This is a genomic window from Luteimonas sp. A537 (assembly GCF_054052065.1).
The window spans coordinates 258,793-278,581 of record NZ_JBSVRH010000004.1 but is presented as its reverse complement, the minus strand read 5'-3'; the positions used below and the strand labels follow the sequence as shown (position 1 = coordinate 278,581).

General features: G+C 71.3%; 16 protein-coding genes and 1 pseudogene. 6 read left to right on the top strand and 11 right to left on the bottom strand.

What is annotated here, in order from left to right; all coding sequences use genetic code 11:
* Positions 1-45: 45 nt before the first annotated feature.
* Genes ACW7GZ_RS12065 through ACW7GZ_RS12055 form a run of 3 tightly spaced genes read right to left on the bottom strand, consistent with a single transcriptional unit; the run spans position 46 to position 6,101 of the window.
* Complete coding sequence (locus ACW7GZ_RS12065) at positions 46-3,981, bottom strand: YhdP family protein (protein WP_457009415.1); 3,936 nt, start codon at positions 3,979-3,981, stop codon at positions 46-48.
* 27 nt (positions 3,982-4,008) lie between these two features.
* Positions 4,009-5,508 (bottom strand): ribonuclease G, encoded by a 1,500-nt coding sequence (gene rng / locus ACW7GZ_RS12060; RefSeq protein WP_457002409.1) that lies wholly within the window; start codon positions 5,506-5,508, stop codon positions 4,009-4,011.
* Complete coding sequence (locus ACW7GZ_RS12055; RefSeq protein ID WP_457009413.1) at positions 5,505-6,101, bottom strand: Maf family protein; 597 nt, start codon at positions 6,099-6,101, stop codon at positions 5,505-5,507. The genes rng and ACW7GZ_RS12055 overlap by 4 nt, the downstream gene beginning before the upstream one ends.
* 122 nt (positions 6,102-6,223) lie before the next feature.
* Here ACW7GZ_RS12055 and ACW7GZ_RS12050 point away from each other — a divergent pair, with 122 nt between their 5' ends.
* Together ACW7GZ_RS12050 and ACW7GZ_RS12045 are read left to right on the top strand one after the other, a co-directional pair.
* Positions 6,224-6,967, top strand: a complete 744-nt coding sequence (locus ACW7GZ_RS12050; protein ID WP_457009411.1) for an SIMPL domain-containing protein — start codon at positions 6,224-6,226, stop codon at positions 6,965-6,967.
* Positions 6,968-7,041: 74 nt separating this feature from the next.
* A complete protein-coding gene (locus ACW7GZ_RS12045) occupies positions 7,042-7,752 on the top strand; it encodes an energy transducer TonB (RefSeq protein WP_457009409.1) in 711 nt (236 codons plus the stop codon).
* 13 nt (positions 7,753-7,765) lie between these two features.
* Here ACW7GZ_RS12045 and rlmH read toward each other — a convergent pair whose 3' ends face one another.
* Genes rlmH through ACW7GZ_RS12020 form a run of 5 tightly spaced genes read right to left on the bottom strand, consistent with a single transcriptional unit; the run spans position 7,766 to position 10,998 of the window.
* Complete coding sequence (rlmH, locus tag ACW7GZ_RS12040; RefSeq protein WP_457002403.1) at positions 7,766-8,236, bottom strand: 23S rRNA (pseudouridine(1915)-N(3))-methyltransferase RlmH; 471 nt, start codon at positions 8,234-8,236, stop codon at positions 7,766-7,768.
* 5 nt (positions 8,237-8,241) lie between these two features.
* The gene (gene rsfS, locus ACW7GZ_RS12035; protein WP_457002401.1) at positions 8,242-8,697 is read right to left on the bottom strand and encodes a ribosome silencing factor; all 456 of its coding nucleotides are present in this window, start codon (positions 8,695-8,697) and stop codon (positions 8,242-8,244) included.
* 30 nt (positions 8,698-8,727) lie between these two features.
* Entirely contained in the window at positions 8,728-9,405 is a 678-nt protein-coding gene (nadD, locus tag ACW7GZ_RS12030; RefSeq protein ID WP_457009407.1) for a nicotinate-nucleotide adenylyltransferase, read from the bottom strand.
* Positions 9,402-10,439, bottom strand: a complete 1,038-nt coding sequence (gene holA / locus ACW7GZ_RS12025) for a DNA polymerase III subunit delta (protein ID WP_457002397.1) — start codon at positions 10,437-10,439, stop codon at positions 9,402-9,404. Before holA ends, nadD begins: the two co-directional genes overlap by 4 nt.
* A 16-nt stretch (positions 10,440-10,455) precedes the next feature.
* Complete coding sequence (locus ACW7GZ_RS12020; RefSeq protein ID WP_457002395.1) at positions 10,456-10,998, bottom strand: LPS-assembly lipoprotein LptE; 543 nt, start codon at positions 10,996-10,998, stop codon at positions 10,456-10,458.
* A 94-nt stretch (positions 10,999-11,092) separates the two neighbouring features.
* On the opposite strand from ACW7GZ_RS12020, the gene ACW7GZ_RS12015 reads away from it, so the two are divergent.
* Complete coding sequence (locus ACW7GZ_RS12015) at positions 11,093-11,266, top strand: hypothetical protein (RefSeq protein ID WP_457002393.1); 174 nt, start codon at positions 11,093-11,095, stop codon at positions 11,264-11,266.
* 2 nt (positions 11,267-11,268) lie between these two features.
* On the opposite strand, the gene leuS is transcribed toward ACW7GZ_RS12015, so the two are convergent.
* Both leuS and ACW7GZ_RS12005 read right to left on the bottom strand, forming a co-directional pair.
* Complete coding sequence (gene leuS / locus ACW7GZ_RS12010; RefSeq protein WP_457002391.1) at positions 11,269-14,028, bottom strand: leucine--tRNA ligase; 2,760 nt, start codon at positions 14,026-14,028, stop codon at positions 11,269-11,271.
* A gap of 31 nt (positions 14,029-14,059) precedes the next feature.
* Complete coding sequence (locus ACW7GZ_RS12005; RefSeq protein ID WP_457002389.1) at positions 14,060-14,710, bottom strand: DUF998 domain-containing protein; 651 nt, start codon at positions 14,708-14,710, stop codon at positions 14,060-14,062.
* 101 nt (positions 14,711-14,811) lie between these two features.
* Here ACW7GZ_RS12005 and trxA point away from each other — a divergent pair, with 101 nt between their 5' ends.
* The 3 genes from trxA to ACW7GZ_RS11990 all read left to right on the top strand — a co-directional run bounded on the left by trxA (position 14,812) and on the right by ACW7GZ_RS11990 (position 18,296).
* Positions 14,812-15,696, top strand: a complete 885-nt coding sequence (gene trxA / locus ACW7GZ_RS12000) for a thioredoxin (RefSeq protein WP_457009405.1) — start codon at positions 14,812-14,814, stop codon at positions 15,694-15,696.
* Between the two features lie 2 nt (positions 15,697-15,698).
* Entirely contained in the window at positions 15,699-16,169 is a 471-nt protein-coding gene (locus ACW7GZ_RS11995; protein WP_457002386.1) for a DUF4442 domain-containing protein, read from the top strand.
* A 75-nt stretch (positions 16,170-16,244) separates the two neighbouring features.
* Positions 16,245-18,296, top strand: coding sequence for a bifunctional serine/threonine-protein kinase/formylglycine-generating enzyme family protein (locus ACW7GZ_RS11990; RefSeq protein WP_457002385.1), 2,052 nt, complete (start codon positions 16,245-16,247; stop codon positions 18,294-18,296).
* On the opposite strand, the pseudogene ACW7GZ_RS11985 reads toward ACW7GZ_RS11990, so the two are convergent.
* Positions 18,253-19,690 (bottom strand): annotated as a pseudogene (locus tag ACW7GZ_RS11985) (DEAD/DEAH box helicase); the annotation flags it as partial. The gene ACW7GZ_RS11990 and the pseudogene ACW7GZ_RS11985 sit on opposite strands and share 44 nt — an antisense overlap.
* Between the last annotated feature and the right edge of the window lie 99 nt (positions 19,691-19,789).

Sequence of the window (19,789 nt, the reverse complement as noted above, 5' to 3'; positions counted from 1 at the left end):
GTCACGGGAAGTCATCACATAGACGTGCGGGCGCTGGCCCGCGGATCAAGGCCGCGGGTCATCGGCCGGCCCGGGCGCAGGCTCCGGCCCGGGCGCAGGCTCCGGCCCGGGCACGGGTGCATCCTCCGCTGGCGCCGGCATCTCCCGGCCCTCGACCACGACCTTCGGATCCTTCCAGGGCCCGGTGACGTGGTATCGGCGCGCGCCCATGCGGCCAAGCGGCTTTTCGAGCACGACGTTGGCCACGGCACCCACCGCGGCACCGACCGGGCCGGCGGTGATCGCGCCGACCGCGGTGAGCAGGCTGCCGGTGCGCGGGAACACGTCGATCACCTGGTCATAGGCCTGCGCGCGCAGGTCGGCGCTGCCGCCGATGCGGATCTCGGCGGCAGGCCCCTCGATCACCAGCTCGTCGCCGCGCGCCATTCCATCGGCGAACTCGACGCCGCCGCCGATGCGGTTGAAGGCGAAGCCGCGCGAGAAGAAGTCGCGGAAATCAAGCATCAGCCGCCGCGGCAACTCGGCAACGCTCAGCAGGCCCAGGACCCTGCCCGCACCGGGTTCGACCTCCACCAGGCGTCCATCCTTGATCGTGAGCGCAAGACGGCCTTCGAGCCCGCCTATCCTGAAGCCCGCCGGCGAACCGGACCAGGAACCCTCGAAGCGCGCCGTGCCGTTGCCGCCGTCCATGCGCCCGGCCAAGCCGAAGCCGTCAAGCAGGGCGCCGAAATCGCCGCTGTCCACGGCCACCTGCACCCGGGTCCACGCCTGGGCGCCGCGGCCGGTCCAGGCGCCTTCGATATCGATCGATTGTTCTGGTGCACGCAGCTGCAGCGACTCGACCTGCAGGCCGTTGGCGATCGGGCGCGTGCGCAGGTCCAGCTTGCCGAGCGATGCCTTCGCAACCCGCAGTTCGTCGATCACAAGCGCCAGTGGCGGGATGGTTGCAGGGTCGATGTCGGCATCTGCAGCAAGCGCGCCATCGGGATCCGCCGCGCCTGACCGCCGGTCGCGGGGCCCGGCGGTGCCTGCAGTCCGCTCCGCTCCGTCGGCGCTGCGCCAGTACAGCCGCTGCAGATGGCCCGACAGCACCGCGCCCTCGGCATGCGGGATGCGCAGGCTGCCGGCCAGTGCCTCGCCATCGAACCGGACCGCGGTGGCCCCGCGCTCCGGCCGCGCCACCACGCGGGTCTCCGGAAAGCTCGCGCCCAGCAGCTGCAGCCTGCCGGCGACCAGGTCGATCCCGCGCAGCGCGAGGCCATCGGTGCCGCCCTGGCCGCCGCCGCTGAACATCCCCGCCCATTCCATCGCATCAAGCATCGGCGTGCGGCCCTCGATCCGGATGCCCGAATCGGGCGGCGCCGCGTCGACGCGATCGCGGCCAAGCACCGCAAGTACGCCCGTGCGCCCGGCGCGGCTGCGCGCGCGCAGTGCGACACGGTCACCCAGCACTACGTCGATGTCGTCCTCGCCCATCGGCAGGGTCAGCTCGATGCGCGTGGCCAGCGGCCGGGTGGCCGGCTTGTCCAGCGGCCGGGGCAGCGTGAGCCGCGTCCCCACCAGGTCCGAGCGCAGCTGCAGCCTGCCGCCGGCGCCATCGCTGCCGGCGTCCCCGGGCAGGCCCAGGGCCACCGTCCACGAAGAGCGTCCGTCCATGTGCGCGCCCAGCCACGCCAGCTCCGGCGCGCGCGCGGCGAGTTCGGACGACGCCACGCTCGCCTCAAGCTCGGCCTCGAAGGCCATTGCATGGTCGCACACATGCGGCTGGCCCGCACGCAGCGACAGGCGGCCCGGCTGGCCCTCGCGACGCACCCGGAGGCCATCGGCAGCGAAGCCCGACTCATCGTAGCGGGCCTCGCCGTGGACATCGTCGAAGGCGATTTCCCATCGCGTTTCCGCGAGCTTCGCGCCGGCCAGTGCCACCCGGCCGGACACCTGCAATCCGTCCCCACCGTCGCCATCACCCAGTGGAAGCGTCATGGCGTAGGTGGCGCTCAGCGGCCCCGAAACATCAAGCGCGTCCAGCAGCTCCTCGCGCCCCTCGCGGAGCGGGCTGGCACGGAGCAGCGCCAGAACGGGTGCCGCGTCCGACGCGAATTCGGCCGACAGCCGCAGCGGCGCCTGTCCGAAATCGGCGATGCCGGCGCGCAGCGATTCCATGGGCACGCCCCCAAGCTCCGCGCTGCCTTCGAGCGTGAAGCCATTGGCGATGAAGTCCACGCGCCCCGCGAGCGCCTCCGCGGCTGGCCAGTCGGGATCGAAGCGGACCACGGCGTCCTCGAGCCTGCCCGATGCGTGGAACAGCCCGCGCCCGGCCAAGCCGTCCGCGGAGTCGAATGGCCAGTCATCAAGGTCGCCCGACACCACTGCGCGACCATCGAGCACGCGGCCGTCGACCAGGGCGGAGTCCAGCCAGTCCACCGCCGCCGCGGGCATGATGTGGCGGACCCAGAAGCGCTTGGCCACCGGTACGCGTGCAGCGTCGATGTCGGCGGCCAGGTCGATGCGCGGCCGGGTTCCATCACCTTCGAACGCCAGGCCTCCGCGGACGTCGGCGCCATAGCCCTGACCATCGATCCGCAGCGCGGCGGTGTGCACCTGCCACCCACCGTCGGCAGCCCAGGCCGCCACCTCGCCGCGCAGCCGGATCGCATGCGGCGGCGGACCAAAGCCCATCGGCCAGTCGACATGCACCGTCGCCTCCGGATCGGAAGTGAAGACCAGCCCGGCGGCATCGCCGCGGACGCTGCCGGCCAGCCCGGACACGCCGGGTGCGCCGCCGCGTGGCAGGAACCCGACCCCCTCGATGCGCGCGCTTGCGCGCAGCGCGCCGCCCGCCTCGCCGGCCACGTCCACCTCATGCAGGACGCCTGCCGGCCGCGCCTCGCGCAGCCAGTCCACGAGCGGGGACGGCATCGACGGCAGCAGCGGCGCCAACGACAGCAATGCCCCGGCATCGACGCGATCGGCGACCAGCGCGCGGCGCGCGCCGCCCGCCAGCAGCAGCCCGTCGAGCGTTTGCTCCTGCCCGCCTTTGCCCAGGCGCAGCCGCGGCGCATCGAGGCGCCAGCCGCCGTCCAGCGCGGTCCAGCGCGCGTCGATATCGAGCGGCCCGATGCCCACCTCGCGCCGCGGGTCGCCGGCATCGCCGCCACCATCCAGGCGCAGCCCCTCGAGCCCTGCGCGCAGCGTCAACGACTCCACGCGATAGCCGCGCAGGCGCGCCCAAGCCTGGATCCGGCCCGAGCCCGACACCGGACCAATGCCGCCGGCGCGCAGTTCCGACCATGCCGACAGGTCCGCACGGCGCAGCGCCATCCAGGCGCGTGCATCGCCGCTGTCGCGATCAAGCTCGGCGGTGATGTCCAGGGGCGATACCCCCGGGCGCATCCAGGCGCGCGCCGCAGCGCGCACACGGTTGCCGTCCACGCGCAGGCGCAGGTCGACCTCGCCCAGGCGCGATGCAATCCCCAGGCCCGGCGCCGACACCTCCAGCACCCCGTCCACCACCTGCAGTTCGCCCAGGCCTTCCAGGGCGGCAAACGGATCGCCGTCGGACTGCGCTTCGCCGGGCAGCCCACGCACCTGCCAGCGACCGTCGTCGCTGCGTTCCAGCCTGAGCTCGAGCCCGCGCAGGCGCAGCTCGGTGAACGAACGCCCGGGCAGCAGGCCGGCGTACTGCGCCACCAGCACTTCGGCCTCGCCGACCGGGATCGCGTCGGGCCCCTCGCCGATGCGCAGTCCGTCCAGGCGCAGCAGCGGGCCGCGCCGCGTCCACGCCGTCTCCAGGCCGTCGAATGACACCGGCCGCCCGGCACGCTTGCCAAGCCACTCCGCGATCCGGTCGGGATGGCGTTCGGCCAGCGGCAGCAGCTGGCTGGTGAGGCCGGCGCCCAGCGCCATCAGCACCAGGCCGACGGCGGACACATACCAGGCGCCGCGCCGCGCGCGACGCAGGCCGCGGCGGAGCCGGCCGGGCATCAGCGGCCTGCGCGCCGTGCGCGGGGCTCAGAGCAGCACGACATCGAACTGCTCCTGCAGGTACTGCTCGTCGGCCTGGAAGCGGATGCTCTTGCCGAGGAACTCCTCGAGCTCGGCCACCGCGGCCGACTCCTCTTCGGTGATCCGCACCACCACCTTGGGCGAGGCGATCACCAGCAGGCGCTCGGCGTCGAACTGGCGCACCGCGCGCACGATCTCGCGGAACACCTCGTAGGTGACCGTTTCCGCGGTTTTGAGCATCCCGCGGCCGCCGCACTCGTGGCAGGTCTCGCTGAGCTGGCGCTCCAGGCTTTCGACCGTGCGCTTGCGCGTCATTTCCACCAGGCCCAGCGGCGAAAAGTCGTAGACCGTGGTCCTGGCATGATCCGGCGCCAGCGACTTCTCCAGCGTGCGCAGCACCTGGCGGCGATGCTCGGGATCGGTCATGTCGATGAAGTCGATGATGATGATGCCGCCCAGGTTGCGCAGCCTGAGCTGGCGCGCCACCGCCTGCGCGGCCTCCAGGTTGGTGCGGTACACCGTCTCCTCGAGGTTGCGTTGGCCCAGGAACGAACCGGTGTTGACGTCCACCGTGGTCATCGCCTCGGTCTGGTCGATCACCAGGTAGCCACCGGACTTCAGCGGCACTTCGTTTTCCAGCGCGCGGCCGATCTCGTCTTCCACCCCGTACAGGTCGAACACCGGGCGGGCGCCGCTGTAATGCTCGATCTTCTCGGCCAGCTCCGGCATGTACTGCGCGGCGAAGGCCTTCAGCCGGTCGCAGGTCTCGCGCGAATCCACCTTCACCTTTTCCACGTCGCGGCGCATCAGGTCGCGCACCGCGCGCATCGGCAAGGTCAGGTCCTCGTAGACGCAGGCACCCACGCGGGCCCCGGCGACGCCGCGCTCGACCAGCGCCCAGGCACGCGCCAGGTAGGCGATGTCTTCGGCCAGCGCTTCGGCCGGCTGGCCTTCCGCGTTCGTGCGCACGATGTAGCCGTGGCCGTTCACGAGTGCGCGTTCACCGACCAGTGACTTCAAGCGCGCGCGTTCGGCTTCATCCTCGATCCGCGCCGAGACGCCGATCACCCGCGACTGCGGCAGCAACACCAGGTAGCGCGAAGGAATGCTGATCTGTGTGGTCAGGCGCGCACCCTTGCCGCCGATCGGATCCTTCACCACCTGCACCACGACTTCCTGGCCGTCGCGAAGCAGCTCGCTGATCGGCGGGGTGGCCTGCGGCGCCGGCTGCGCGGGACCCGGGCCGGGTTCTTCCACGGTGAGGCCCTCGGCGCGGCCGGGCCGCAGCACGTCGTTGGCATGCAGGAAGGCCGCGCGCTCCAGGCCGACGTCGACGAACGCCGCCTGCATGCCCGGCATCACCCGCTGCACGCGGCCCTTGTAGATGTTGCCGACCACCCCGCGGCTCCAGCCGCGCTCGATGTGCAGCTCCTGGAGCATTCCGTTCTCGACCACCGCCACTCGGGTCTCGCGCGGGGTCACGTTGACCAGGATCTCCTCGCTCATGTGCCGCCATCCGCGCGCGGCGTGCACGCGTGGATGCCGAATTCGCGCAGCAGCGCGGCGGTCTCGTGCAAGGGCAGGCCCATCACCCCGGAATAGCTGCCGGCCAGGCGGCTGACGAAGCGCTCGGCGCCGCCCTGGATGGCATAGGCACCGGCGCGGCCCATGGGCTCGCCGCTGGCGACGTAGTCGGCAATGTCATCGTCTGACAGCGGCGCGAAGGCGACCTCGCTGGCCACCATCACCCGTGCCTCGCGCCCGGCGGACACCACCGACACTGCAGTCAGCACCCGGTGCGTGCGGTCCGACAGGCGGCGCAGCATGGCCTCGGCCGTGGCTGCATCGGCAGGCTTGCCGAACACCTCGTCGTCGAGCACCACTTCGGTATCCGAGCCCAGCACCACCGCGCCAGGAACCGCGACCACGCGCAGCAGCCCGGCGCCGGCCTTGTCGCGGGCAACGCGCGCGACATAGCCTTCCGCCGATTCGCCGGGCGCACGCTCCTCCGGCACGTCGACGTCGAGCACGCCGAAGTCGAGTCCCAGGCGCGCCAGCAGTTCGCGTCGGCGGGGTGATTTGGAGGCAAGGTGGAGCATCCCGGAAGGATACCGTGCCGGGGATGCGGCCAGCCGGCGCGCCGCGGCCGCAACCCCGTTCCGGCTCACGACCCGTTCACTCCCACGCCTCGACCCTGTTTCCATCGCTTCCGGAGATCCACATGAGCCCAGCCATCCTGCGTACGGCATCCGCCGCCGCCCTTGCCACCGCCCTTGCCTTCGGGAGCCTTGCCATGACCGCGTCCGCGCAAGCCACCTACGCCGGAGCCAGCAGCGACGGCACCCTGCTCTCGGTTTCGGCCCGCGGCGAATCCAGCCGCGCGCCCGACATCGCCACTGCCTCGGCCGGCGTGGTCACCCAGGCCGCCGACGCCAATACGGCGATGCGCGAGAACGCCGCGCAGATGTCGCGGGTGATGGCTGCGATCCGCGCCGCGGGCGTGGCCGAAAAGGACATCCAGACCTCCGGCATCAACATCCATCCGAGCTACCGGCACGTCGAGAACGAAGAGCCGCGGATCTCCGGTTACAACGCCAGCAACACGGTGAACTTGACGGTGCGCGACATCGCCAAGCTTGGCGAAGTGCTTGATGCCCTGGTGGCCAGCGGCGCCAACAACGTCAACGGCCCCAGCTTCGGCATCGACCAGCCAGAGGTGGTCTACGACGAGGCGCGGCGCAAGGCGCTCGAACTCGCCCGCGCCCGTGCCGACATGTATGCCAAGGCGCTGGACCTGCGCGTGCGCCGCATCGTGAGCATCAGCGAAGGCGGCAGCATCCCGCAGCCGCGGCCGATGTATGCCATGCGCGCGAGGGTGGCCATGGACGCGGAGTCGACCCCGGTGGCGACGGGCGAGAACACCCTGGGAGTCAATCTGGAGGTAGTGTTCGAACTGGGGCGCTGACAACCCCGCGGCCGCCGGCCGCGCGTTGGCCCCCGTGCAACCGGCACCGTGCCGGTACAACGAGGAGGTGGTCCATGGTCCTGCAGCCCGAAGTCCGCAGTCCGTCGTCCGTCCCGCATGCGCGCCACGAGCCGCATGCCGCCAGCCGGCCCGATCCGGTGCGCATCGCCGGGGTGTCCGGCACGCTGCTGCTCAACGGTGCGCTGCTGTTGTTGATGCTGGTCCCGCTGTCCCGGCCCACCTCCGAACCCGCGGCGCCGCGCGGCCTCGAGACCGAGTGGTTCGAGGCCAGGCCGGTGCCGCCGCCCCCACCGCCGGAGATCGTGCCGGTGGAGCGTCCGGTCGTCCCATCCACGCCGACCGCTCCCGCGCAACGCGTGGTCGCGCCCGACCCGGCCCCGGTCGCGCCCCCGCTGGTCGATGGCGGAACCATCGCCGCCGATCCGGCCCCGCCGCTGGAGCACGGCGGTGCCGACATCGCACCGCCGGCGTCCGGCCCGCTGACCGGCATGCGCCTGGCCTATGCCGAGGCCAGCGCACCGCCCTACCCGCGCGAGGCGCTGCGCGCGGGGCTGCAGGGCACGGTGATGCTGCAGGTCCTGGTGGACATCGATGGCCGGCCGCTGCGGGTCGCAGTGCAGCAAGGCAGCGGCCATCGCCAGCTGGACGAGGCCGCGCGCCGCCACGTGCAGCGGCATTGGCGCTTCCAGCCGGCGATGCGCGACGGCCACGCAGTACAGGCGATCGGCCTGGTCCCCATCGACTTCAGGCTCGACCGCGGCTGAGCGCGACCCGGGCCTAGGCCCGGTGGTAGGGATGGTTGGCGAGCAGCGCCGCGGCGCGGTACAGCTGCTCGGCCAGCACCAGCCGCACCAGCATGTGCGGCAGGGTCAGCGGGCCCAGCGACCAGGATTCGTCGGCGCGGGCCAACACGTCGTCGGCGTGGCCTTCGGGCCCGCCGACCAGGAACGCGAGGTCGCGGCCCTGCCCGCGCCAGTGTTCCAGTCGCGTCGAAAGCGCTTCCGAATCCCAGGCGCGGCCGCGGCCATCCAGCGCGACCACGTGCACGTCACGCGGCAGCGCCGCCAGCACGCGCTGGCCTTCATCATGGGTGGCGCGCACGGCGTCGCGGCCCCTGCCGCGCAGGCCGGGGGCGACTTCCACGAGCTCAAGCGGCAGCCAGTGCGACAGCCGCTTGCGATATTCGGCGAAACCTTCCGCGACCCAGCCCGGCGGGCGTTCGCCCACGGCGACCAGGCGCGCCTTCACCGGCCTCAGCCGTCGTCGCGGCCGGGGTTGCGGCCCTGGCCGCGGAGATGGTCGAACTCGTCGCCATCATCGCCGCCACCCGGCGGCTCGTCGCCAACCGTCCACAGCCGCTCCAGCGCATAGAACTCGCGCACCCGCGGCAGCATGATGTGCGCCACGACGTCGCCGAGGTCGACCAGCACCCATTCGGCTTCGCGCTCGCCCTCCACGCCCAGCGGCTGGCAGCCGAGGCGCTTGGCGAACTTCACCACTTCATCTGCGATCGATTTCACATGGCGGGTCGACGTGCCGGAGGCGACCACCATGTAGTCGCACACGCTGGTCTTGCCGCGCACGTCGATCTCGGTGACATCCACCGCCTTCAGTTCGGCAACGGCCTCCAGGACCGTGGACAGCAGGACATCCACGGACGGCGGCGGGCTGGGGAGGCTGGTCTTGATGACTTGCGCTTGGCTGGACAAGGGACGGTGGCTCGTTGGCGGGGACGTGGATTATAGCGAAGGAGGCGTCGCGGCCCCGTATCCATACAGGCGGTGTTCGCGGATGAATCCGGCCACCGCCGGCGGCAACATAGGCTCCCAGTCCCCGTCATCGTCGATCAGCCGCCGCACGCCGGTCGAGGACTCGGGGCGCAGGCGGGGCAGTTCAAGCGTCGCGAAGCCACCCGCGGGGGATCGCGCCAGCGCCGCGACGGGCCTGCGCCGGAAGCCCAGCTGGCGCTCAACCGCAGGCGCGCGCGCGGCGATCTCGTCTTCGCCCAGCGGCGAGCCGGCGCGCGCGACCGCCAGCACGTGGCCGTGGGCGAAGATTTCCCGCCAGCGGTGCCAGCGGTCAAGCTGCAGCAGGGAGTCGCCACCCACCACCCAGGCGATCGGGCGATGCGGGCCCTGCTCCGCCCGCAGCAGGCGCAGGGTGTCGACGGTGTACGACGGGCCCTCGCGGTCAAGCTCGCGCCCATCCACGCGCAGCGCAGGCTTGCCGGCGATGGCCAGTTCGAGCATCCGCACGCGCTGGGCGGCCGTGGCGTGGGTCGCGTCCTTGTGCGGCGGATCAGCGGCCGGCACCAGCGCGACCTCGGCCCCGAGACCGTCACGCACCGCAAGCGCCACTGCGATATGGCCGAGATGGACCGGGTCGAAGCTGCCGCCGTAGCAGGCCAGCAGGTTCATGCCACCAGCAGCGGAACCGCGCGCGGATCGGCGACCGCAAGCAGCAGCCGTTCCAGCATCAGCCACTCGTCGCCGTCGCCGCGGCCCTTGGCGACCCGGTCCACTTCGCCCGCCATCGCGACGAAGCGCTCCCAGCGCGCGGCCGGGTGGCGATCCAGGGCGCGGCGGTAGGCGGCCTCCTTTGAATCCCAGATACGCTGGGCCTTGAACTCGGACCCCAGGTTGCCGCCGCGCGCCTTGACCCGCGCAAGCGCCGCCGCACGCTGCAGCTCCATCACCACCATGCCCATCAGCGCAGGCACGGCGGCGCCCTCGGCGCGCAGCCCGGCCAGCATGCGCAGCACGTGCACGCCCTCGCCGTTGAGCGCGGAATCGACCAGCCGGAACACGTCGTAGCGCGCGGCGTCGGCCACCAGGGCCTGCATCCGCGCCGCGTCCAGGGTGTCGTCGCCGGCAACCAGGGCCAGCTTGTCGATTTCCTGGGCGGCCGCAAGCAGGTTGCCTTCCACGCGTTCCAGCAGCAGTTGCACCGCTCCACGGTCGGCGCGCACGCCCTGACGGCGCAGGCGCGCTTCAAGCCAGCCCTGCAGTTCATGCGGCTTCACCGGCCAGGCCACCGCGACCGCGCCGGCCGCGGCGATCGCCTGGCTCCACTTGCCCCCGTGCTTGCCGCTCCACTCACCGCCGGTGACGAGCATGCAGGTGTCGGGCGGCGGCGCGGCGCAGTAGCCGGCGATCACGTCCGCGCCGCGCTTGCCCGGCTTCGCCGTCGGCAGGCGGACCTCGATCAGTCGACGCGACGAAAACAGGCTGGGCGCACGCAGGCTGGCCTCGAGACCGTCCCAGTCGATGTCGCGCGTCTCGACCTCGAACACTTCGCGCTCGGCATAGCCCTGCGCGCGAGCCTCGGCGCGGATCGCGTCGGCACACTCCAGCACGCGCAAGGGTTCTGCGCCGGCAACCAGGTACACGGGTGCCAATGGGCCGCGGGAAAGGCCACCGGCCAGCTGTTCGGGACTCAGGTCACGAGCCATTGCCGGGCGTGGCCGCTCAGCCGCCGGCCGGCGGCACCGGCATCGGCACCTGGTCCTGCTGCTGCGCGCGGTTCACCGCATCGATCCGGCGCAGCACGGCGGCCGCCATCTCGCGCTCCATCTCGCGCGACAGCATCTCGCGCTCGCTTTCCGAGCCCGAGGAATTCGCCGGAAGGGACACGTAGTCCCGCGACAGCTCGATCACCTGCTCCGGCACCAGTTCCTCACCGTCGCCATCCAGCAGACTGAACACGGCCGCATAGCGCAGGGTGAACTCTTGGGCGCGGCCGAACTGGTCGACGCTGATCGCCTGCGACTCCCAGCGCTCGGAATGGATCTGAAGCCGTGCAATACCCTCGCCCGCGCGCTCGGAGACATCGAAGCCGGCGCGCTCGAGCGTGCGCGTGAGCGACTGCCGCAGGGGGCTGTAGGGGTTGCGCGCCGTCACCTGCACGCCAGTGAGCTCCGGCGGCAACTGCAGCGGTTCGCGGAGATGGAAGCCGCAGGCCGGCAGCAGCAGGACCAGGGCGACGGCAAGCAACGTGCGGAGTCGTTTCATAGTGCCGCAGTGTGAACGACGCGGCGTCTGCTTATCAACAATCCCGGCGCCCCGGGCAGCCAGGCGTGCCACGGCGCGGCCGCCGGCATCGCTGATGGTCAACGGCCCGGGCAAGCCCATGGAGAGCTGGCGCCGGGCCACCACCCACGTGGGCGAAGCCGACACCGGCGCATGGGCGAGCGACGGGCTGACCGCCACCCTGGTGTCGAACGCGGGCAAGCCGCTGGCCCGGCGCACCTTGACCAGCGCGCCCTGCGACGGCGACTGAACTCAGCCGGCGACGATGTTCACGATCTTGCCCGGCACCACGATCACCTTGCGCACGGTGAGGCCCTCGAGCACCTTCACCACGCCCGGCTCGGCCAGTGCACGGGCCTCGATGGCATCGCGCGCGGCATCGGCGGCGACCTCGATCGTGCCGCGCAGCTTGCCGTTGACCTGCACCGCCAGCGTCATCGCGTCGCGCGCCAGTGCCTCCGGGTCGACGACCGGGAACGGGACAGCGTCAACCACCTGCTCGGCGTGGCCCAGCAGCTGCCACAGCGCGTGGCAGGTGTGTGGCGTCACCGGGTTCAGCATCAGCACCATCGCTTCAAGCACTTCGTGGCGAACAGCGCGGCCCGCCTCGCTGGCGTCGTTGAACTTCACCAGGTGGTTCAGCATTTCCATCAGCGCCGCGATGGCGGTGTTGAAGCTGTGGCGGCGGCCATAGTCGTCGCCCACCTTCTGGATGGTCTCGTGCAGGTGGCGGCGGAGGGTTTTCTGTTCGGAGGTGAGGTCGCCCGCGGACAGGGAAAGGGGGGGCGCGGCCGCGAGCGTTGCCGCATGCTCCTGGACCAGGCGCCAGACGCGCCGCAGGAAGCGCGACATGCCTTCGACGCCGGCCTCGTTCCACTCCAGCGACAGCGTCGGCGGCGAGGCGAACATCGAGAACAGGCGCACGGTGTCGGCACCGTATTTGTCGACCATCGACTGCGGGTCGACACCGTTGTTCTTCGACTTCGACATCTTCTCGATGCCGCCCACGCGCACCGGCTGGCCGTCAGCGGCGAGATGCGCGCCGCTGATGCGACCGCGCTCGTCGCGCTCGACGTCGACATCGGCGGGGTTGAACCACTCCCTGGCGCCGTTGGCGTCCTCGCGGTAGTAGGTGTCGGCCACCACCATGCCCTGGGTGAGCAGGTTCACCGCCGGTTCGTCGCTGTCCACCAGGCCCTGGTCGCGCAGCAGCTTGTGGTAGAAGCGGAAATACAGCAGGTGCAGGATCGCGTGCTCGACGCCGCCGATGTACTGGTCGACCGGCGTCCAGTACTTCGCGCGCGCGTCGACCATGTCGGCCGCGCCCGGTGATGTGTAGCGTGCGTAGTACCAGCTCGACTCCATGAAGGTGTCGAAGGTGTCGGTCTCGCGCTCGGCCTTGCCGCCGCACTCCGGGCACGTCGTTTTGCGCCACTCGGGATCGGCCTTGATCGGCGACTGCACGGTCCCGGATGCAAAGGCGTCCTCGACGTCTTCCGGCAGGATCACCGGCAGCTGGTCGTCGGGCACGGGCACCGCGCCACAGCCGTCGCAGTACACCACAGGGATCGGGCAGCCCCAGTATCGCTGGCGGCTCACGCCCCAGTCGCGCAGGCGGAAATTGACCCGGCGCCGGCCGTTGCCGTCGGCGTCGAAACGCGCGGCCAGCGCATCGAAGGCGGCGTCGAAATCCATGCCGCTGTACTCGCCCGAGGCAACCAGGATGCCGCGATCGGTGTACGCGCCCCCGCTGCGGATCGATTCGAAATAGTCGCGGACCACGGCTACCGCCGCCGAGGTGTCGTAGGCGTCGACCGTTCCGCCGGCCAGCGCCGCCTGGAAGGGATCGACATCGTGCGCGACGTCGCTGCTGACCTCGCGCAGCGCGTCGGCCACGCCCGGCGGCACGACCACCGGCCGCACCGGCAGCCCATGGATCTTGGCGAACTCCCAGTCGCGCTGGTCGTGCGCGGGCACCGCCATGACCGCGCCGGTGCCGTAGCCCATCAGCACGAAGTTGGCGACGTAGACCGGCACGTCCTCGCCGGTGAGCGGATGGATCGCCCACTGGCCGGTCGCCATGCCGCGCTTGTCCTGGGTCTCGACCTCGGCCTCGGAGACGCCGCCCTTGCGCAGCTCGTCGATGAAGGCCGCGAGCTCCGCGTTTTTGTCCGCCGCCTTGAGCGCCAGCGGATGTTCGGCCGCGATGCTGATGAAGGTCACGCCCATCAGCGTGTCCGGGCGCGTGGTGTAGACGGTCAGCGGCTCGTCTTCGCCATCGACCCTGAACTGGATTTCCAGGCCCTCGCTGCGGCCGATCCAGTTGCGCTGCATGGTCCTGACCGAGTCCGGCCAGCCGTCGAGCGTGTCCAGCCCGTCCAGCAGCTCCTGGGCATAGTCGGTGATGCGCAGGAACCACTGCGGGATCTCGCGCTTTTCCACCAGCGCGCCGGAGCGCCAGCCGCGGCCGTCGATCACCTGCTCGTTGGCAAGCACGGTCTGGTCGATCGGATCCCAGTTCACCACCGCATTGCGGCGGTAGGCGAGGCCCTTTTTCATCAGTCGGGTAAACATGCGCTGTTCGTGGACGTAGTAGTCCGGGCTGCAGGTGGCGAACTCGCGCGACCAGTCGATCGCGTAGCCCAGCATCTTCAGCTGCCCGCGCATGTGGTCGATGTTGGCGTAGGTCCACTTCGCCGGTGCGGTGCGGTTCCTGATCGCGGCGTTTTCAGCCGGCAGGCCGAAGGCGTCCCAGCCCATCGGCTGCAGCACGTTGAAGCCGCCCATGCGCTTGTGGCGGCTGATGACGTCGCTGATGGTGTAGTTGCGGACGTGCCCCATGTGCAGCGCGCCGGACGGGTACGGCAGCATCGCCAGGCAGAAATACTTCGGCCGGCCCGGGTCCTCGGTTGCTTCGAACGCGCGCGTACGCTCCCAGAAGCCCTGGGCCGCGCGTTCGACGTCGGCGGGACGGTAGGAGGTCGGGTCGGTCGCAGCGGGAGTTTCGGACACGTCGGGCGCCAGCAAAACAGGGCCGTCAAGCCTACCGCAGTGGACGATGCCACCGCCATGCGCCGCCGGATCCGGCAAGGCCGACGCAGGCGATCCATGCGAACCAGCAGGCGAACGCCGCGCGCTGCGCCAAGGGCGCCGGCACCAGGTCGGCGGCAAGCCACGCCAGGCTGAAAACGAGGGCGCCCGCGATGAAATGGCCGGCGGCCGCACGCCATCTGCACATCCGCAACGCCGCCATGGACAGCGCCGTCGCCGCCGCCGCGAATGCGATGCCCCACAGTCCCCAGGCCACGCCGTGCAGGCGGCCCCGGCCGGCATCGGGCGCGGAGCCATCAAGCGGCAACAGGCCCTGTGCCGCGAACGCCAGCGCTGCGAACAGCGCCATTGTCCAGCCCAGGCGCGCAGACAGCGGTGCCGAAGGCGGCAGCCCGCCGCGACGATGCAGGGCGACGAACGCCGCCAGCAACCCGGGAAACAGGAATCCAAGCAGGTTGAACGCGGTCGCACGCGGAACGCCGGCAGCTCCCAGCAGTGCCACCGGATAGTGCAGTTGCCCGTAGCCGGTGAGCGCGGCACCGAAGCCCGCGAGCGCCAGCGCGAAGCAGATGCCCGCGGCAAAGCCCGCCGCACATCGCGCCCTGGTCCCCGGTGCCCGGGATGCTTCCACTGCTTCGATCATGCGCACGCGGGCTCCTGGCAAGGCCCGGCATCCTCGCCTCCCGGGCTTGCAATCGGCAAGCGCTGGCACAATCTCCGGTTCATCGCATACCGGATCGCGCAATGTCCCCCGAACACGCCAAACCCCACGTCCTCGATGTCACCACCGACAACTTCGAAGCCGAAGTCCTCGATCGTTCGCTGCAGACGCCGGTCCTGATCGACTTCTGGGCGGAATGGTGTGGGCCGTGCAAGACCCTCGGTCCGGTGCTGGAAAAGCTCGCCGCCGACTACAACGGTGCCTTCCTGCTGGCCAAGGTCGACGTCGAGAGCGAGCAGCAGCTTGCCGGCGCGTTCCAGATCCGCTCGATCCCGACCATCATCCTGGTCAAGGACGGGCAGCCGGTCGACGGCTTCCCCGGCGCGCTGCCCGAAGGCGAGCTGCGCGAGTTCCTCGCCCGCCACGGCATCGTGCCCGCCGACGCCCCGGCGGATGCCGATGCCGCGGCCGATGCGGAACCCGTCGCGCCCGTCGACCCGCAGGCGGAAGTCCAGCGCCTGCGTCGCGAAGTCGAGGCCGCGCCGGACAATGACGGCCTCAAGCTCGACCTGGCCGTCGCCCTGCTTGCCACCGGCGCCACCGCCGAGGCCGGCCCGCTGCTCGACGGGCTGCCGGCCAACCTCGCCACCGACGACCGTGCCCTGCGCGCGCGTGCCGCGCTGGGCTTCGCCGCCCTGCTCCGCGACGCACCCCAGGCAGCCGTGCTCGAGGCCGCGCTCGCCGCCGATCCCGCGGACCTGCGCGCGCGCCACCTCCTTGGTGCCCATCACATGGTCGCCGGCCGCCACGATGCCGCGCTGGAGGAATTCATGGCCATGCTGCGCCACGACCGCGACTTCGACGACGGCCTGCCGCGCAAGGCGCTGATCGAAGCCTTCCGGGTGATCGACGACCCCGGGCTGGTCTCGCGCTACCGCAGGCAGATGTCGGCACTGCTGCTGTCCTGAGCGTGCGCGCATCGACCCTGCGCCGCGGCATGAACGCGTGGCCACCGTTCCTGTTCGCCGGCATCCGCATCACCGCGATCAGCGACGATTTCCGCCACGCCCACGTGGAGCTGCGCCAGCGCTGGTACAACCGCAACTACGTCGGCACCCACTTCGGCGGCAGCCTGTTCGCGATGACCGATCCGTTCTGGATGCTGCTGACCATGCGTTCGCTGGGGCGTGACTATTACGTCTGGGACCAGGCCGCCGAGATCCGCTTCCTCAAGCCCGGCCGCGGCACCGTGCATGCCGGCTTCGATCTCGGCGATGAGGTGCTCGACGCGATGCGCACCGCCACCGCGACCGGAGCCAAGTACCTGCACTGGTTCGACACCCAAGTGCGCGACGCGGACGGAGATGTCGTCGCCGCGGTGCGCAAGCAGGTCTACGTCCGCCGCAAGCCGGCCAGCCAACCCTCCGACGCAGGCCCGTGACCGGCGTCGCACCGGCGTTCATCACATCCCGACGCGGGGGCGCTATCCTCGTCCACGCCTGAAGGGGGCCGGGACATGCACGACAGGACACGCAGCGCGGACACGCCGTTGCCCGACATTGCCGGCTACCGGATCAACCGGGTAGTCGGCGCCGGCGGCATGTCGACGATCTATGTTGGCGAGCAACTTTCGCTCAACCGCGAGGTGGCGATCAAGGTGATGCTGCCCGAAGCGCTCGGCGATGAAGTCAGCCGGCGCCGCTTCGAGAACGAAGCCCGCACCATCGCCCGCCTCGACCATCCCAACATCGTCGGCATCCACGACGTCGGCCGCACCCGCGACGGGCTGCCTTATTACTCCATGCCCTACCTGGCCCGCGGCCACCTGGGCCAGCGCGACCTGCGCGGCGACGAAGCCGCGACGCGCGAGATCCTGCGCAGCCTGCTGTCGGCGCTGCAGTACGCGCACTCGCGCGGCATCGTGCACCGCGACGTCAAGGCCGAGAACGTTCTCTTCGACGACACCGGCCGGCCCCTCCTGGCCGACTTCGGCATCGCCCTGCGGCGCGGCTACGGCTCGCGCGTGACCACCGCCGGCCTGGCCGTGGGCAGCACCGCCTACATGCCGCCCGAACAGGCGCGCGGCGAAGGCGTGGATGCCCGCGCCGACCTCTACAGCGTCGGCGTGCTGGCCTGGGAGATGCTGCTCGGGGCCCTGCCCTACAACGCCGCCGACGCGCTGTCGATGGCGGTGATGCACGTGCAGGATCCGATCCCGCGCCTGCCGCGCGGATTGCGCCATTGGCAACCGTTCATCGACCGCGCGCTGGCCAAGTCGGCGGGACACCGGTTCTCCGACGCGGCACAGATGCTGGCCGCGCTGGATCGCGTTCCAGCCGCGGAGCGACGCGGTGCAGGCGGCCTGCTTCGCGATCTCGGCGCCCGGCTCGGCGCCCTGCCCGCCCGCGCATGGGCGGCTGCCGGCCTGCTGGCCGTGGGCAGCCTCGGCGCCGGGCTGTACTTCGAGCATCGCAGCGACTCGCCCGGCTTCTATCGCGCCAACGCGACCGGCGATGCCGCCACCGCCGGCAATCCGGTGCCGGCCCGCCGCCCGGCAACGCTGCTGGGCAATCCCGACGATGCACTCCTGCGCGCCGCACCCGCGTCCGAAGCCGAGCGCTTCCTGGTCCTTGCCGAGCGGCAGCTGCGCGCCGGCAAGCTGACGTCGCCCGCGGGCGACAACGCCTACACCAGCCTGCTCGATGCCTGGCAGGCCGACCCCAACCACCTCCGCCTGGCGCCGGCGATCGACGCCATGATCACCACCCTGGGCGAAAGGGCCGCACGCGACTTCGCATCAGGCCGCACCGACCCGGCCCGCACCAGCATCATGCAGGCGAGCCAGCTGGCGTCGCGGACCGCGCGCGCGGACGGTCCGGCCTTGCGCAAGGCCAAACAGGGCATGGACAAGGTGGTCGCTGCGCGGGTGGAGCACGCCGCGGCCGATTTCGATCGGGCCGCCGGCCTCGACGCGGTCGAAGCCGCGCGCCGCATGGGCCTGGAAGCCCCGGCGCTCGCTGCGCTGGAGAAGCGCGCACGAGCCATTCCCATCCCGGGCGAACGCCTGGGCGGGCCCGGTATCGACATGGTCCTGGTGCAACAGGGTGGCATCCGCGTGGGCGCGATGCGCCGCCTGGTCAGCCGCGATGAGTACGCGGCCTTCGCCGACGCAACGCGTCGAGAGCCCGCGCGCTGTCGCGAGCGGGCATCGCTTTTGCGCATGCTTGCGCCGCGCAACTGGCGCTCGCCCGGGTTCGACCAGCGCGGAGCCGACCCCGTGGTCTGCGTGTCGTGGGACGACGCCAGCGCCTATGCGGCGTGGCTCGGCAAGCGCGATGGCCTGGCGTATCGCCTGGCCACCGCATCGGAATGGAGCCGCCTGCCGACAACCGCTGGCGACCGCCGCATCTCGGAATGGAACATCGACTGCAGCGGCAGCTGCGCGCAGCGCGTGGTCAGCGGTGCCGGCTGGCGCAACGAAGGCGCCGCCGGCCCCGAGGCCCACGAAGCCGAGCGTGGCTTCGACGACCTCGGCTTCCGCCTGGTCCGCGACCTCGGCGGCGGTTAGCGCGCTCAGGCGCTGGAGCCGCTCCTGCTGCCGCCGTGGCCACGCCCGCCGCGTCCGCGGGTGCCCGGTGCCTTCGGCCCGGCGTGGGCATGCGCCATCGCCGGCTGCGCCTTGCCATGGCCACCCTGGCGGTAGCCGGGCTTGGCGCCCGGGGCCCGCGGGGGACGCTGGCCGCCGGGACGCGGCGCGCCCTGGCGCTGGCCGCGACCACCCTGAGGCGGCATCGGCGCATCCAGCCGGATCGGCCGGCTCGGCTCATAGCCGGGCACCACGTCCATCTGGATCTCGGCCTTGAGCATCTTCTGGATCTGGTTCAGCAGCCCGCCCTCCTCCGGCGACACCAGCGACAGCGCCTCGCCGGTCGCGCCGGCACGGCCGGTGCGGCCGATGCGGTGCACGTAGTCCTCGGCCACCATCGGCAGGTCGTGGTTGATCACCAGCGGCAGGTTGGGGATGTCCAGGCCGCGCGCGGCGACGTCGGTCGCGACCAGGATCCGGGCACGCCCGGCCTTGAACGCGTCCAGCGCCTTCTGCCGCTGCGCCTGGCTCTTGTTGCCGTGGATCGCGACGGCCGGCAGGCCGGCGGTCTCGAGCTGCTCGGCCAGGCGGTTGCAGCCGTGCTTGGTCTTGCCGAACACCAGCACCCGATCGGTGTGGCGGGCGGCGAGGATGTCGATCAGCAGGTCGCGCTTGCTCCCGGAATCGACCGGGTGCGCGCGATGCACGATGGTGTCGGCGATGCTGGTGCGGTTCGCCACTTCGACCTGCTTGGGCGACTGCATGTAGTCCAGCGCAAGCGCCTTGATGCGCGGCTCGAAGGTGGCCGAGAACAGCAGCGTCTGCCGCTGCTTGGGCACCCGCCCGATGATCCGCTTGATCGACGGCAGGAAGCCCATGTCGAGCATGCGGTCGGCCTCGTCAAGCACCAGCACCTCGACTGCGTCGAGCTTGGCGTGGCCATTCTCCATATGGTCGAGCAGGCGCCCCGGGCAGGCGACGAGGATGTCGACGCCGCGGCGCAGGTTGTCGATCTGCGGCTGCATGCCGGCACCGCCGAAGATGGTGGTGACGTTCAGGCGCAGGTGGCGGCCGTAGTCCTTGATGCTTTCGGCGACCTGCACCGCGAGCTCGCGGGTCGGCACCAGGATCAGCGCGCGCGGCTTGCGCGGGCCCTTGGGCGGGGTTTCCTTCGCCAGCCGCTGCAGCATCGGCAGGCCGAACGCGGCGGTCTTGCCGGTGCCGGTCTGGGCGGCGCCGAGCACGTCATGCCCGGCCAGCACGAGCGGGATGGCCTGCTCCTGGATCGGGGTGGGAATGGTGTAGCCGCTCGTATCGAGCGCGCGCAGCAGCGCGGACGAGAGCCCGAGGGTCTCGAAGGTCCGGGTATCGGACATGGATTTGAACTCCTGGTTCGCAGCTTGCCCGGCGCTTTCCGTGAACCGCGCGGCGGACAATAATTTTGACGGCCACCGGAGATGTCCGGGGCCGTGTCT